This window comes from Pusillimonas noertemannii (assembly GCF_003096595.1).
GTDB classification, from domain to species: Bacteria; Pseudomonadota; Gammaproteobacteria; order Burkholderiales; family Burkholderiaceae_B; genus Pusillimonas; species Pusillimonas noertemannii.
In genome coordinates this window covers 1-13,999 of sequence record NZ_QEKO01000013.1, presented here as the reverse complement: position 1 = coordinate 13,999, position 13,999 = coordinate 1, and the positions used below count along the sequence as shown (strand labels likewise).

13 protein-coding genes are annotated in these 13,999 nt (G+C 63.5%); 4 read left to right on the top strand and 9 right to left on the bottom strand.

From position 1 onward, the window contains the following. Positions 1-49: 49 nt before the first annotated feature. From C7440_RS19580 to C7440_RS19550, 7 genes are read right to left on the bottom strand one after another with little or no spacing between them, the layout of a single operon-like run. The gene (locus C7440_RS19580) at positions 50-820 is read right to left on the bottom strand and encodes an ABC transporter permease (RefSeq protein ID WP_017524216.1); all 771 of its coding nucleotides are present in this window, start codon (positions 818-820) and stop codon (positions 50-52) included. Next, positions 817-1,596, bottom strand: a complete 780-nt coding sequence (locus tag C7440_RS19575; protein WP_116519656.1) for an ABC transporter ATP-binding protein — start codon at positions 1,594-1,596, stop codon at positions 817-819. Before C7440_RS19575 ends, C7440_RS19580 begins: the two co-directional genes overlap by 4 nt. Continuing rightward, entirely contained in the window at positions 1,593-2,627 is a 1,035-nt protein-coding gene (locus C7440_RS19570; protein ID WP_026067888.1) for an ABC transporter substrate-binding protein, read from the bottom strand. The genes C7440_RS19575 and C7440_RS19570 overlap by 4 nt, the downstream gene beginning before the upstream one ends. A gap of 47 nt (positions 2,628-2,674) precedes the next feature. Then, on the bottom strand, positions 2,675-3,889 hold the full coding sequence (locus C7440_RS19565; protein ID WP_116519655.1) for a xanthine dehydrogenase family Fe-S subunit: 1,215 nt from the start codon (positions 3,887-3,889) through the stop codon (positions 2,675-2,677). 11 nt (positions 3,890-3,900) lie between these two features. Further along, complete coding sequence (locus tag C7440_RS19560) at positions 3,901-4,734, bottom strand: FAD binding domain-containing protein (protein WP_116519654.1); 834 nt, start codon at positions 4,732-4,734, stop codon at positions 3,901-3,903. A gap of 1 nt (position 4,735) precedes the next feature. Further along, positions 4,736-7,150, bottom strand: a complete 2,415-nt coding sequence (locus tag C7440_RS19555) for a xanthine dehydrogenase family protein molybdopterin-binding subunit (RefSeq protein ID WP_116519653.1) — start codon at positions 7,148-7,150, stop codon at positions 4,736-4,738. 41 nt (positions 7,151-7,191) lie between these two features. Beyond that, complete coding sequence (locus tag C7440_RS19550; RefSeq protein WP_116519652.1) at positions 7,192-8,292, bottom strand: TRAP transporter substrate-binding protein; 1,101 nt, start codon at positions 8,290-8,292, stop codon at positions 7,192-7,194. A gap of 781 nt (positions 8,293-9,073) precedes the next feature. Between C7440_RS19550 and C7440_RS19545 the strand changes: the two genes are divergently transcribed. Genes C7440_RS19545 through C7440_RS19530 form a run of 4 tightly spaced genes read left to right on the top strand, consistent with a single transcriptional unit; the run spans position 9,074 to position 12,528 of the window. Further along, on the top strand, positions 9,074-9,382 hold the full coding sequence (locus C7440_RS19545; protein ID WP_116519651.1) for a non-heme iron oxygenase ferredoxin subunit: 309 nt from the start codon (positions 9,074-9,076) through the stop codon (positions 9,380-9,382). 29 nt (positions 9,383-9,411) lie between these two features. After that, a complete protein-coding gene (locus tag C7440_RS19540) occupies positions 9,412-10,680 on the top strand; it encodes an NAD(P)/FAD-dependent oxidoreductase (protein WP_116519650.1) in 1,269 nt (422 codons plus the stop codon). Positions 10,681-10,707: 27 nt separating this feature from the next. Further along, positions 10,708-11,997, top strand: a complete 1,290-nt coding sequence (locus tag C7440_RS19535) for an aromatic ring-hydroxylating dioxygenase subunit alpha (RefSeq protein WP_017525522.1) — start codon at positions 10,708-10,710, stop codon at positions 11,995-11,997. Next, complete coding sequence (locus tag C7440_RS19530) at positions 11,998-12,528, top strand: aromatic-ring-hydroxylating dioxygenase subunit beta (protein ID WP_116519649.1); 531 nt, start codon at positions 11,998-12,000, stop codon at positions 12,526-12,528. It begins immediately after the preceding gene. A 353-nt stretch (positions 12,529-12,881) separates the two neighbouring features. On the opposite strand, the gene C7440_RS19525 is transcribed toward C7440_RS19530, so the two are convergent. Both C7440_RS19525 and C7440_RS19520 read right to left on the bottom strand, forming a co-directional pair. After that, positions 12,882-13,517 (bottom strand): N-carbamoylsarcosine amidohydrolase, encoded by a 636-nt coding sequence (locus C7440_RS19525; RefSeq protein WP_116519648.1) that lies wholly within the window; start codon positions 13,515-13,517, stop codon positions 12,882-12,884. After that, a partial coding sequence (locus tag C7440_RS19520) for a 2,5-dihydroxypyridine 5,6-dioxygenase NicX family protein (RefSeq protein ID WP_480383348.1) occupies positions 13,514-13,999 on the bottom strand: 486 nt, incomplete at its 5' end. The genes C7440_RS19525 and C7440_RS19520, both read right to left, overlap by 4 nt.

Sequence of the window (13,999 nt, the reverse complement as noted above, 5' to 3'; positions counted from 1 at the left end):
ACCGGGCCGCGAGCCTTGCATGCCCGCGGCGCACCCGGTAAAAACAACTTCAATCGCTGTGCACCTGTCTCCAGGGCGTGGCTTTCTTTTCCAGCCATGCCAGCAGGCCATACAGCGCCAGGCCCATTACTGCAAGAATGAACAGGGCCGCAAACACGCGCACGGTATCGAACGTGCCCTGGGCGCTCATGATGATGTAGCCCAGGCCTCTTTGCGATGAGACGAACTCGCCGACGATGGCGCCGACCAGGGCCAGCGACATGGCCACCTTCATGCCCGCCACCATCGACGGCAGCGCGCAGGGCAGCTTGACCTTGAAGAAGAAATCCCAGGCCGAACCGCGCAGCACCCGGCCCAGGTCGGTTACGTCGGCAGGCACCGAGCGCAGGCCGTGGACCGTGTCGACGATGATGGCAAACACGGCGATCAGGAAGGCGATGGCGATCTTGGGCTCGGCGCCCGTGCCCAGCCAGACGACGAACAAGGGAGCCAGGGCAACCTTGGGCACGCTGTTGAAGCCGATGATCAGCGGATACAGGAAGCGTTCGAACAGGCGCGAGCCCACCAGCCCGATGGCGATCAGGACGCCGCCCACCACCGACAGCACGAAGCCGGCCAGCGTGGTCCATAGCGTATAGAGCGAATGGCTCAGGTACCACGGCAGGTCGGCCCAGAGCTCGACGAATATCTGCGATGGCAGGGGAAGCATGATGTCGCGCACGTGCAGTACGCGGCAGAGCACTTCCCAGATGATGAAGACTATGATCAGGGACAGCGTGCCCGCCGCCCCCATGCCCAGGTTATTGAGAGCGGATTTCATGCGCCCTCCTTGATGAGGCCCATTTCTTCGAACAGGCTGCGGATGTGCGCGGTATAGCGGCCGAACTCGGGCGTTTCGCGCACCGAAAGCGGGCGCGGACGCGGCAGATCGATGGTGATGGTTTCCATGAGGCGGCCCGGACGCGGCGAAAACACCATGACCACGTCGCCCAGGTATACCGCCTCGGAAATGCCGTGCGTGACGAACAGCACGGTATTCTTGGTTTCCATCCAGATGCGCTGCAGCTCGAAATTCATCTGGTCGCGCGTGAAGGCATCAAGCGCCCCGAAGGGCTCATCCATCAGCAGCAGGCTGGGGTCGTCGACCAGGGCGCGGCAGATGGCCGCACGCTGGCGCATGCCGCCCGACAGTTCGCGCGGATAGCTGTGCCCGAAATCGCTCAGGCCCACCAGGTCGAGCAAATGATTGACCTTGTCGGTGTAGTCTTGCGGCCGCTTCTTGGCAAACTCGACCGGCAGCAGGATGTTCTTGCGGATGTTGCGCCATTCAAGCAGGGCATCGCGCTGGAACACCATGCCGACGCCGTCGGGCGGGCCCTGCACCTTGGAGCCATTCACCAGCAGCTCGCCGCCCGTGATGTTCTCGAGCCCCGCCACGCAGCGCAGGAAGGTGCTTTTGCCGCAGCCGCTGGGTCCCAGTATGCTGACGAAGCGGCCGGCGGGAATGTCCGTGGTGATTCCGGACAATGCCTGGACGCCGCGGGCGCCCGGGTATTGCTTGGAGACATTCCGGGCCTGTACAGCCGCTACGCTCATTTGCTCACCATCCCGTCGTACTTTTCAGGATGGACCAGGTCGGTGGCGTAGAAATCGGTCGCCTGCAGCTTGTCGCTGATCACGTCGACCGAACGCAGCGTCTTGACGGCCTCTTCCCAATCGGCGGGGACCGGCACGCCGATGCGCTCGTCCTTGGCGGGCTTGCCGAAGTATTCGTACAGTGCGTCGATCTGCCCGCGCAGTATCTTGGCATCGAGGCGGGCCTGGGGCCGCTGTTCCATGATGGCCTTCACGGCCTCGTCCTGGTGGCCGTCATAGATGTACTGCCAAGCACGCGCGGTAACGCTGGCAAAGCGGGATATCTGGTCGCGCTTTTCCTTGAGCTTTTCTTCGCTGGCGAAAATGCCGAAGCTGGGCATGTTCAGGCCGTAGTCGGCGAACGAAATGGCTCGCGAGGGCCGGCGCTCGGACACCGACGCGATGACGAAGGGAATGGTCGACACCACTGCATCGGCACGCCCCACGGCGTAGGTGGTGACCTTGCCGGCGGCTTCAACGTTAAGCAGTTCGAGATCGCTGCGCTTGATGCCGCCCTCGGCCAGGAAGGCGTCGATGAAGGGCGCCTCGAGCGAGCCCGCGGTGTAGACGAGCTTCTTGCCCTTGAGATCGGCCGGACCCTTGATGTCGGAATCAACCGGCACCAGCACGCCGATGTCGCTGCGGCGGGCAAATGGCGCAACGGCCTTGACCGGCAGGCCCTTGTCGCGGGCGATCATCATCGATGCAAGCGCGGCGTGGCCCACGTCGAAGCTGTCGCCCGAGCCCACTATCTGCACCGTGGTGACCGAGCCGTTGCCGTCCTCGAGCTTGACGTCGAGACCGGCCTGTTCGTACCAGCCCTTGCTCTTGGCCAGGTGGAAGGCGCCATGGATGCCCCAGGGAGTCCAGTCGAGACGCACCGACAAGGGCTCGAGTTTTTGCTGTGCGGCAGCCGAAGCCGCCATAGCAAGGGCCATCAGCCCCAGACCGCCCTTCAGCCATGCTTTGGATATAAATTTTTTCATCATCACTCCCTGTATTTTCTGTAAGGTCCGGGTTGTGTTGAATAAGGAGGGCATCAGGCCTTGCCGCCAAAAAATCGCCTGATGCGATCCCAAAGGACGCTCATGAACATCTTGAATGGGCTGAATTCGGCCTGTGGAGCCGGTTCAGCGCCCTCCGGAAGATCGAGGCGCTTGGCCACGTTGCGGCCAAACTCGGCGATCATGCGGCGCACGAAATCCTGCACAAGCCCCGAGCGCGAGAACTGCGCCAGGGGCCCTTGCAAGGAGTACAGCAAATCGACTTCGACGCGCGAGGCCTGGTCGGACACGGCCACGACGCGATAGCTGACGTCGCCCTTGGCGCGCGACTGGCTGAGCGTATCTTGGCCCGCGCCGCGCAGCACGGCCGACATGGCGGCCTCGTCACGCTCGAGATTGGCTGCGCCCTTGAAGGCGGCCGCCATCGGGCCGAACTTGATGGCGATCTTGCCCTTGACCTCGTCGCCCACCTGCTCTTCGATGACGGCGCCGGGCAGACAGCCGGCCACGGCGGGCAGGTCGGACATGAACTGCCAGACCCGCGCCGCAGGGAAGGGCACGTCGAACCCGCCCTGTATGCTGGAGCCCTTGCCGGCCTTGTCGGTCGCGGGAGCGGCGGCCGCCGGAGCAGCCGTTGCCGGGGCAGCGGCTGCGGCCGCAGGCTTGGCGGCGGGGCGCCGCACGGCCTGGAAGCCGGCGAACTCTTCGGCCTTGGCCGGTTCGGGCAGGGCGGCCTTGCCCTCGGCCGTGGCGCGGCGCAGGGCGTCGACCTCGGGGTCGGGCTGCTGGCGCAGGGCCTGCAGCACCGACATGACGGCGGCCGTAATGCCTTGGTAGCCCGTGCAGCGGCAGATGTTTCCGGACAACTCGATGCGCACGCGGTGCTCGTCGGCCTCGGGAAGGCGCAGCACGATATCGCGCGAAGTGGTCAGCATGCCGGGGGTGCAGAAGCCGCACTGCAAGGCGTGCTTTTCGTGAAAGGCCTCGCGCAGCCGGCGCATGATGGGGTCGTTGTCGTAGCCCTCGATCGTGGTGACCTGCTTGCCCTCGCAAGCCACGGCGAAGGTGATGCACGAGCGCACCGGCTTGCCGTCGACAAGCACCGTGCAGGCGCCGCACACGCCGTGCTCGCAACTGAGGTTGGTGCCGGTAAGGCGCACTTTGTCGCGCAAAAAGTCGCCCAGGTGGGTGCGCGCGGGAACGTCTCCCGTGACCTTGCGCCCGTTTACTTCCATTGATAGTTCAGACATGTGTAATACCTCTACGCGTCCAGCGCCTGGCGCAGGCAGCGCTCGACCACGGTGACAAATAATCCACGATCCACTTCGGATTTCTCGGGCGTGATGGCCTTGACGGCGGCATGGATGGCGTCGCGATCGATGGCCGCGGCTCCCTGCTCGGCAACACGGGCCGCCAGTTCGTCAAGGTACTGGGGCGCGCCGTCGAGAGCGCCCACGGCGATGCGGGCCGTCTGCGTGGACGGGTCGAAGAACGCCGAACAGCTCGCCTCGGCGAACTCGCCTGTTTTGCGACAGAATTTGTAGTAGCCCCAGCGGGTACCTGGGCTCATCTTGGGAACGTGCACGGCGGCGATCAGTTCGCCGGCGCCAAGCTCGGTGGTGTAGGCCCCGATCATGAATTCGGGCATGTTCACCATGCGGGTCTGGCCGCCCGGAGCGGCGATTTCAACCTGCGCGCCCAGGGCCGTGGTGGCCAGCACCCAGTCGGCGGCGGGGTCGGCATGGGCCAGGCTGCCGCCCACGGTGCCACGGTTGCGCACCGCGCGGTAGGCGATACGCTCGGCCACGCTTTGCATCATGTGTCCGGCCAGCAGGGGGAAGACGCCGTCTTCGATCTCGGCGTGGGTGACCGCGCCGCCGACGCGTATGCGGCCGCCGGCCTCGGTGACCGTGCGCAGCTCGGGCAGCGCCGAGACGTCCACCACCTTGGCCGGACGCGCCAGCCGCAGGTTCAACATGGGCCCCAGCGACTGGCTGCCCCCCATGGCCTTGACCACCACGCTTTCGTCGTGGAGGAGATCCAGCGCGCCAGCCAGGCTGCCTGCGCGCTCGTATTCGAATTTAGCTGCTTTCATCCTACTTTCCTGTCGTACCCGTCGACGAGTTTTCCCCGGAATGCCGGGCCGCCTCGATGGCCGTCAAGAGGCGATGTGGGGTGAGGGGCGTTTGGGTCATTTCGACGCCCAGGCCCTGCAAGGCATTGTTGACGGCGCCAAACAGCACGGCCGGCGGAGCGATGCCGCCACCCTCGCCCACGCCCTTGGCGCCGAACTCGGTGTTGGGCGACGGCGTTTCGAAGTGGTCGAAACGGATATTGGGCACCTCGGTGGCGCCCGGCATGACATAGTCGGCCAAGGTGGAGGCCAGGGGCTGGCCGAATTCGTCGTAGGGCGTTTCTTCGTAGAAGGCCGTGCCGATGCCCTGGGCGATGCCCCCAATGCATTGGCCCTCGACGATCATGGGGTTGACCATGATGCCGCAGTCTTCGACCACCACGTAGTCGAGGATTTCAATCTGGCCGGTGTGCGGATCGACAGCGACGACCGCGGCCTGGCTGCAATAGGTGAAGGCCCCGGTGTCGACCTTGGTCTTGTAGCCCACGCTGATCTCGAGGCCCCCGGTGTCGACGTCGACGGGCAGCAGATGCGGTTTCAGGTACCAGGCTTCGGCCACATCGGCGATGGAGACGCTGGCCTCGCCGCCGGGCTGTCCCAAGGCGAAGAAGCGTCCGTCGCGGAACTCGAGCGCCGCGGCGTCGTTCGACTTGAGCAGGTGGGCCGCGATCTTGCGCATGCGCGGCACCAGTTGCTTACAGGCCGAGGCCACGGCGCCGCCCGACATGACGAGCGAGCGCGAAGCATAGGTGCCGCTGGAATAAGGCGTGCGGTCGGTATCGCCATGCACCAGCTTGATGCGTGAAAAATCGATTCCCAGTACGTCATTCGCGATCTGCGCGAACGAGGTTTCCATGCCCTGGCCATGCGAATGGATGCCGGCGCGCACTTCCAGGCCGCCGTCGGGCGTGATGCGTACGAAGGCCTGATCGAAACCCGGGACAAGCGGCGTGCCCCATGAGGCAAACACAGAGGTTCCGTGCGCGGACTGCTCGGTATAGGTGCCCACGCCCACGCCGATCAGGCGGCCGTCGGGGCTGCCCTTTTGCTGGCGCGCGCGGATGCCCTCGATGTCGATCATTTCAAGGGCGCGCCGCAAGCTGGCCGGATAGTCGCCGCCGTCAAGATGCTTGTTGGTAACGTTGACGTAGGGCATCTGCTCGGGCGTGACGAGGTTCTCGAAGCGGATCTCCCAGTCTTCGCGTCCCACCTCGCGGGCTATGGCGTTCATGGTGAGTTCGATGGCAAAGCACACGCCGGTGCGCGCCACGCCACGATACGGCATGAAGGGAGGCTTGTTGGTGGCCACGGCGCGCGTGGTGCAGCGGTAGCCCCGGAACGCGTACGGCCCGGGCAGGTTGCCCACCGCCTGGCCGGCCTCGAGGCCGGTTGTGAAGGGCCAGACAGAATAGGCGCCGCCGTTGATGGTAATGGTAGCCTCGAGCGCCAGCACCTTGCCGCGCTTGTTGGCGTAGGCGGTGACTTCGTAGTCGTGCTCGCGCGTGACGGCGCCCGCGATCAGGTGCTCGCGGCGGTCTTCCATGTAACGGAAGGGTTTCTTGAAGGTCTTGGCCAGCCAGGCGACACAGAGCTCTTCGCGCTGCAAAATGCACTTGTAGCCGAAGCCGCCGCCCACATCGGGGGAAATGACGCGTATCTGTTCCTGGGGCATGTCCAGAAACTCGGCCAGGCCGGTGCGCACAAGGTGGGGCACCTGGGTTCCGGCGTAGACCACGAGCTGGTCGGCCTGGTGGTCCCAGTAGGCCAGCACGGCCATGCCTTCCATGGGCAGCATGCACTGCCGGCCCAGGCTGACTTTCTGCTTGACCACGACTTCGGCCTGCGAGGCCAGCTCGTCGAAATTGGTGTCGGCCTTTAGGGTGACGAAGGTATTGTCCTTCCACTCGTCGTGGATGAAATCGCTCGTCGCCTTCATGGCGCTGTCTGTATCGACGTAAACAGGCAGGTCGTCATAATCGACTTCTACCAGCTCGGTCAGGTCTTCGGCTTCGGCGCGGGTGGGCGCATAGGCCATGGCGACCAGCTCGCCCACATAGCGCACTTTGTCATGCGCCAGCGGCGGTATGGCCGACACCTGATAGGTGGGCAGGGTCGAGTCCGCAATGATGTCCAGCGCGTCGGGCATGTCGGTGCGCAGGAAGATGCGGCCGGCTCCTTCTTTGGGCACGCGCATGTCGGTGATGCGGGCATGCGCGAGCGGGCTGCGCAAGAAGGCGACCTCGTTGAGCTCCGGCATGGTCATATTGCCGATAAAGTTGCCCTTGCCTTGCAAATGGCGCTGGTCTTCTTTGCGCAGCACGCGCGCGCCTATGCCCTGGGGCTTTACCGTCCTTGCCGGATGTTCTAGAACTTTCATGACTTGAACCTGCCTGTTTACAGTACTGCTTTGCTACCTGATTACTTCGAAGAACGGCTCACCGCATTGAAGGTGAAGTTGTCCAGCGCGCTTTCGGCCACGCGGAACCATGCCACCTGGCCTTCCTGGAACTTGCGCCATTCAGGGTAGATCTTGGCGAAGTCGGGGTTTTTGTCGGCCAGCTCGACCCAGAGTTCTTGCGATGTCTTGTATGCGGCATCCATCACGTCTTTGGGGAAGAAGTTGAGCTTGGCGCCCGCGGCAACCAGGCGGCGCAGCGCGGGAGGGTTCAGGGCGTCGTATGCGGCGTTCATGCGCAGCGTTTGCTCGTTGCACGCGGTTTCGAACGCAGCCTTGAAAGGCGCCGGCAGGTCGTTCCAGGCCTTTTCGTTGACCATGGTGGTGATCGAGGCGCTGCCTTCCCACCAGCCCGGCGAATAGTAGAAGGGAGCGACCTTGTTCAGGCCCAGCTTCTCGTCGTCGTAGGGGCCGATCCATTCGGCCGCATCGATGGTGCCTTTTTCGAGCGAGGGATAGATATCGCCGGGCGGAATTTGCTGGGGAATGGCGCCCAGCTTGGTCAGCACCATGCCGCCGATGCCGCCGACGCGCATCTTGAGGCCCTGCAGGTCGGCCAGCGACTTGATCTCTTTGCGGAACCAGCCGCCCATCTGCACGCCCACGTTGCCGCAGACGAAATTGACGATGCCGTGCTTTTTGTACATTTCGCGCAGAAGCTCGAGGCCGCCGCCACGCTGCACCCAGGCGTTGTGCTGGCGCGCGTTCATGCCGAAGGACAGGCCGGTGTCGAACGCGACTGCCGTGTTGGTGCCGATGTGGGCGGTGGCCAGCACGTGGTTGCATTCGATGGTGCCGTTGCTGACGGCCTCCATGTTTTGCGCGTAGGGCACGAGCTCGCCGCCCGGGAAGGCGCGAATTTCGAACTTGCCTTCGGTAAGCTCGCTGACGCGTTTGCACAGCGCATCGGCGGAACCGTACATTTCATCGAGGCTTTTGGGCCAGCCCGTGGACATGCGCCACCGGACCGAGGGAGTGCCTTGGGCGACTGCGGGCAAGCCGGCGGCTGCCAGGCCTGCGCCGGCCGCCGCAGCGGCCTGGGTAAGAAAGCGACGTCGTTGCATTTACTGCTCCTGTTTGTATTGGAATATTGTTTGTCGGCATGCCGACAGTTTCCCGGCGGTTGCGGTGCAGCCGATTCGGCTTGCGCCCGGCCCGTTGCTCTGGTTCACGCCGGCCCCCCATCTTGCTGTGGCGTGGCCTTGCGCCGGCTGTAGCAGTCGGCGCAAATAGTCATCAGCACGCTGAGCGATTTGTTAGTGTGCTGAACAATTAGAGACATGTCAACGAGGGAAAATACCAAGAATGTTCCAGAAACTATAGCGGGCCTTGTGCGATCAAACGCAACAATCATGCCAACCTGGGCAAGCCGCGATGGGTACGAAGATGGCCCCCGGCAGCCGGGAAACAAGAAGTTCGACCCTGGCGCCGGGTTGGCGCACCTCAATGGAGCGCTCTCGCAGGAGCGTCATCGGGAAACGCGCCAAAAAGAAGCACGGCGCACCGAAAAAGCCCCCACGCCGCGCAGGCTTTCGCCTGCTTGCTGCCCCCCGAGGGGGCCGTTTTTGCCTTGGGGCGGCCCGGCGGCAAAAAAGCCCCCACGCCGTGCAGGCTTTCGCCTGCTTGCCGCCCCCCCGAAGGGGGACCGTCTTGCCGGGGGCACCCGCCTTGGGCCGGCCCGGCGGCAAAAAGGCGCTTCACACGCTCAAGGGTCGACATGATAATGGCGAAAAATCGATTTGTCGCGACATTTAGTGAAAACCCTAATACAGCAGCGCTATAATATGCAGCATACTGACTATATTGTTCAGCATACTTCCTATTACTCAGTACACTTGATAAATAATGGCTAACTGGATCAAAATCGCCCAGGTCGGGCAAGTCGACGAAGACGAATCCCTCGCTATCGAGGTCGATGGCAAGCAGCTGGCGCTGCACCACACCGAAGGCGAGTACTTCGTTACCGACAACGTCTGTACGCACCAATACGCCCTGTTGTCCGATGGCTATATCGAAGACGGCTGTGTCGAATGCCCCCTGCACCAGGCCCAGTTCGATCTTCGCACAGGCAAGGCCATGTGCGCCCCCGCCACGGTCGACATCCAGACCTACCAGGTCAAGACCGAAGGCGAAGACATCCTCGTCGAACTGTAGCCAACCGCCCATCAGCCAACAGGACACCCATGAGCGCTGTTTCATCGATACTCGTCGTCGGAGCCGGACAAGCCGCCGCCGTGGCCGTGGCCACGCTGCGCGATCAGGGCTTTGACGGCCGCATCACCGTGGTGGGCGATGAGGCCCACGCACCTTACGAACGCCCTCCGCTTTCCAAGGCGGTGCTGGCCGCCGTCGAAGCCGACGAGCCCGGCATCAGCGTCAAGGAAGAAGATTTTTTCTCGGCCCGCGGCATCGACCTGCGCCTGGGCACCGAGGTTGTCTCGCTTGACCCCGCCTCTGCGCAAGCCACGCTTTCCGACGGTTCCATCGTAGCCTACGACCGCTGCCTGCTGGCCACCGGCGGGGCGGCGCGCCGCCTGCCGGGCCTGACACCCGATGCTCCCCAGGTGCATTACCTGCGCACGCTCGACGAAGCCCGCAGGCTGCGCAACGCCCTGCGCCAGGCGCGCAGCGCCGTGATCATCGGCGCCGGCTTCCTGGGCCTGGAAATCGCCTCGACGGCTCGCAGCATGGGGGTCGAGGTCTCGGTCGTCGAAACCGCCTCGCGCGCACTGGGACGCGTCGTACCCGAAGCCTTCTCCAACTGGCTGCAGGCACGGGTGGCCGCCTCGGGCGCCACGCTTTACCTGGGCCAGTCCATCACCGACCTGCAGCTTCCCGCCGACGGGGTGCGCGTCTCGCTGTCCGACGGCAACGTGCTACAGGCCGACCTGGTTGTGGTGGCCGTGGGCCTTGTACCCTCTACCGCGCTGGCGCAGTCGGCCGGCCTGCAGCTCAATGCCGCCAACGGCGGTATCGAGGTCGACGCGCTGTGCCGCAGCAGCGATGCGCGCATCTACGCCGCCGGAGACTGCACCAGCCAGCACCATGAAGGCCACGGCGCGCTGCGTCTCGAATCGTGGCAGAACGCCAACGAACAAGCACGCATCGCGGCCTGCGCCATGCTGGGCGTCGATGCGCCGCCGGCCGCATTCCCCTGGTTCTGGACCGACCAGTTCGACTGCAACATCCAGATGCTGGGCCTGCCCCGGGCGGGCTTGCACTATGTCTTGCGCGGCGGCATCGATCCGGCCGACGCCAGCCCCAAGTTCATCATGCTGGGGCTGCAGGGCTCTGTTCCACGCCATGCGCTGGCCGTCAACGCCGGCGGCGACCTGCGCGCCCTGCGCCCCGTACTCGAGCGCGGGCTCAGCATAGACGCCGCCGGGTTCAGCGATACATCCACCACGATGAAGGCCTACGCCAAGGCGCTGCTTGCGTCGGCCGCGGGCTGATCAAAACGATTCCACAGGAGTGCTCTCATGTATCAATCTCAAACTGTCATAGGACAGACCGGGGCAACCAAAGACCTGCCCCTGTCCCAGTGCGTATGGCCGGAAGACGGCCTGCATTACATTCCTGACTGGGTCTATGCCAGCCAGGAAGTCTACGATCTTGAAATGCAGCGCATCTTCCAGGGAGACACCTGGAACTACGTCGCGCTCGAGGCCGAGATTCCCAATAGCGGCGACTACAAGCGCTCGTTCGTGGGTCCGGTGCCCGTGGTCGTGTCGCGCGCCGAAGACGGCACCATCCATGTCTTCGAGAACCGCTGCGCCCACCGCGCCGCCGAGTTCTGCCGCGAAAGCCACGGCAACACCAACGAATTCGTCTGTCCGTACCACCAGTGGTCCTACACTCTTAAGGGCGACCTGCAAGGCATCCCCTTCAAGCGCGGCGTCAATAAAGAGGGCGGCATGCCCAAAGACTTCCGCAATGCCGACCATGGCCTGCGCAAGCTGCACGTCACCACGCTCAATGGCGTGATCTTCGCTTCGTACTCCGACAAGGTCGAGCCGATCGAAGAATACCTCAGCCCCGAAATCCTCGAAGACTTCAAGGTCGTCTTTCCCGGCAAGCCGCTCAAGGTCCTGGGCTACTACCGCAACGAGCTGCCCTGCAACTGGAAGATGTACCACGAGAACCTGAAGGATCCCTACCACGCGACGCTGCTGCACTCCTTCCTGGTCGTGTTCGGGCTTCTGGTGGCCGGCAACAAGTCCACCATGCTTTCAGACAGCGTGCACGGCCGCCATGGCTACATGGGCTCGGCGAAAACCGAAGACAAGTACGCCAAGGTCAGCGAAGACACCAAGAAAGAAATGCGCTCCTTCCACGAAGGCCTGCGCCTGCGTGACGAACGCTTCCTCGAATACATCAAAGAGTTCGACTCGCCGTGGTCGGTTACCATGCAGACCATCTGGCCCAACCTGATGGTGCAGCGTGAAATGAACACGCTCGGCGTGCGCCAGATCGTACCCAACGGCCCCCACAGCATGATCATGCAATGGACCATGTTCGGCTACGAGGACGACACCGAAGAGATGACCCGCCATCGCCTGCGCCAGGGCAACCTGATGGGTCCCTCGGGCTTCCTGGGCCTTGAAGACAACGAAGCCATGAAATTCGTGCAAGAGGGCGTGCGCCGCTCGACCACCGATCTCAATGTGCTCAAGCTCGACTCCGGCAAGGTCGGAACGTCCACCACCTTGATTTCCGAGGCGTCGATCCGCGCCATGTACCAGTACTACCGCAGCGTGATGGGGTTTTAAATGCAAAAATCAACCAATAACAGATACGCCTACAAACCCTCCCGGCTCGATGCCGCCACGGCGCAGCACATACTGGTCGAAGTCGAGGCCTTCAACGCCGAATACTGCGCCGTGCTGGACGGCGGACAGGTCGAGATGTGGCCCGAGTTCTTCACCGAGGACGCCATCTACCGCATCACCGCGCGCGAGAACGCCGACCTGGGTCTGCCGGTCGGCCTGGTCTACGCTGAAGGCCGCAACATGATGCACGACCGGGCGGTGGCCATCAACCGCACGCAGATGTTTGCCCCGCGCTACAACCTGCACATCGTCACCAATACCCGCATTGTCGACCAGGCTGAAAACGGCGACATCGAGGCCGAAGCCAACTTCCTGCTGATCGAGACCCTGGTCGAAAGCCCCTCCACCATGCATCTGGCGGGCCGCTATTACGACACCTTCGTGCGTTCAGGCGACAAGCTTCTGCTCAAAGAGCGCCAGGTCATCTATCACACCACCATTCTGGCCAACGACCTGGTCTATCCGGTCTGACCGATCCATCCGGTCAAACAAAGCCGGCTCGGGTGTCCCCCGAGCCGGTTTTGTTTGTGTGTCGTGCTTTGTACGCCGTGTTTCCCTAGCCCCACGCTTCGCTCCAAATGGAAGCCAGGGCTCGTATGACCTGCCCAAAGCGGAGCCGTTGGAGGGAAAAGGTATTTTTCCGGGCGTTGGAGGGCGCTGCCACAAACCGCCCGACCGCCCGGAAAAATACCTTTTCCCTTCAGCGGCGTTTTAAAACCCAATAAAAACGCCGCCAAAAATAAAAGCGCCGAACACTCAAAAGTGCCCGGCGCCCAGTCCAATAAACCCTTCGCCGCAGCCTAAGCCACACCGAGAGTCAAGAATCAGACCTTCTCGACCTTGGCCAGGGCGGCAAGCGCCTCGTCGCGGGTCATGACGGTGGCGTACTTTTGTTCCATGTCGAACAGGTTGGCGTCATGCGGCGCGATGGCGCGGTCGCCCACGCAGTCGGACAGCACCAGCGGACGAAAGCCGAACTGCATGGCGTCGACCACGCTGGCCCGTACGCAGCCGCTGGTGACGGCGCCGGCCACGACCAGCGTCTGCACCCCGCGCTGCGCCAGCCAGGCGGCCAGCGGAGTGCCGAAGAAGGCCGAAGGCACGGTCTTGCGCACCACGAGCTCGCCGGGCGCCGGCGTAAGCTCGGACACGATGGCGCTGTTGTGCTCGTCTTCCTTCAGGCCCAGCATGCTGGGAACCTTCAGGCTGAACACGTTGTTGTCGGCGCCGTCGTCGGCAAACACGATGCGAGTATGGGCCACCACCCAGCCGCGCTTGCGCGCTTCGGCCAGCAGCGGCACCGTATTGGCGATGGCCTGCGGAATATTGCCGCCGCCGAACACGTCGGGGTTGGCAAAGCCGTTGACCAGGTCGATGATCAGCAGCCCGATGGGCGCTTTGAGCTCGAGCTGGGCGCCAAAGCCCTGGCGCGAATAAGTCTGGACGTCGCTCTGGCTCATTTCACGGCCTCGTCAAGAACCTTGCCGTTGCGCACCACTTCCTTGCCGTCGACCTTGACGGTGCAGTTGCGCAGCGGAATGTCGATGTGGCAGGCAGTGGTGCGGTTGCCGCCGGCCTCGTTGTTGGGGCCCAACGAGAACAGGAAGTTGCCTTCGTAGGCCCGGGCGTCCATGGCGATGGACTGCTCGCGGTCGTACAGCATCATCGTGGACCAGTGGCAGCGCGGCTGCAGGCCCCAGCCGATGTGCGAGATGGCGTAGCCCTCGGGGTCATCGAACGAAGCCATGTACTCGCGCAGCAGTTCGGCGTCGACCCCGCCTTCGATCTTGGTGGCAAAGCCGTTCTCGACCGTCAGCACGATCTTGTCGCTGGTGTAGCATTTTTGGGGCAGCAGGATGTCGCCCTTGTCGATCACGATGGTGCCGTTGCTGCCGCCTTCGTTGGGGAAGGTAAAGCAAAAGCCGCTGGGCCAGTGGTCCCA

Coding starts and splice junctions, on each gene's coding strand:
- C7440_RS19555 (WP_116519653.1), bottom strand. CDS start 7,150: ATGAAAGTTCTAGAACATCCGGCAAGGACGGTAAAGCCCCAGGGCATA.
- C7440_RS19580 (WP_017524216.1), bottom strand. CDS start 820: ATGAAATCCGCTCTCAATAACCTGGGCATGGGGGCGGCGGGCACGCTG.
- C7440_RS19545 (WP_116519651.1), top strand. CDS start 9,074: ATGGCTAACTGGATCAAAATCGCCCAGGTCGGGCAAGTCGACGAAGAC.
- C7440_RS19525 (WP_116519648.1), bottom strand. CDS start 13,517: ATGAGCCAGAGCGACGTCCAGACTTATTCGCGCCAGGGCTTTGGCGCC.
- C7440_RS19565 (WP_116519655.1), bottom strand. CDS start 3,889: ATGTCTGAACTATCAATGGAAGTAAACGGGCGCAAGGTCACGGGAGAC.
- C7440_RS19540 (WP_116519650.1), top strand. CDS start 9,412: ATGAGCGCTGTTTCATCGATACTCGTCGTCGGAGCCGGACAAGCCGCC.
- C7440_RS19530 (WP_116519649.1), top strand. CDS start 11,998: ATGCAAAAATCAACCAATAACAGATACGCCTACAAACCCTCCCGGCTC.
- C7440_RS19535 (WP_017525522.1), top strand. CDS start 10,708: ATGTATCAATCTCAAACTGTCATAGGACAGACCGGGGCAACCAAAGAC.
- C7440_RS19550 (WP_116519652.1), bottom strand. CDS start 8,292: ATGCAACGACGTCGCTTTCTTACCCAGGCCGCTGCGGCGGCCGGCGCA.
- C7440_RS19575 (WP_116519656.1), bottom strand. CDS start 1,596: ATGAGCGTAGCGGCTGTACAGGCCCGGAATGTCTCCAAGCAATACCCG.
- C7440_RS19560 (WP_116519654.1), bottom strand. CDS start 4,734: ATGAAAGCAGCTAAATTCGAATACGAGCGCGCAGGCAGCCTGGCTGGC.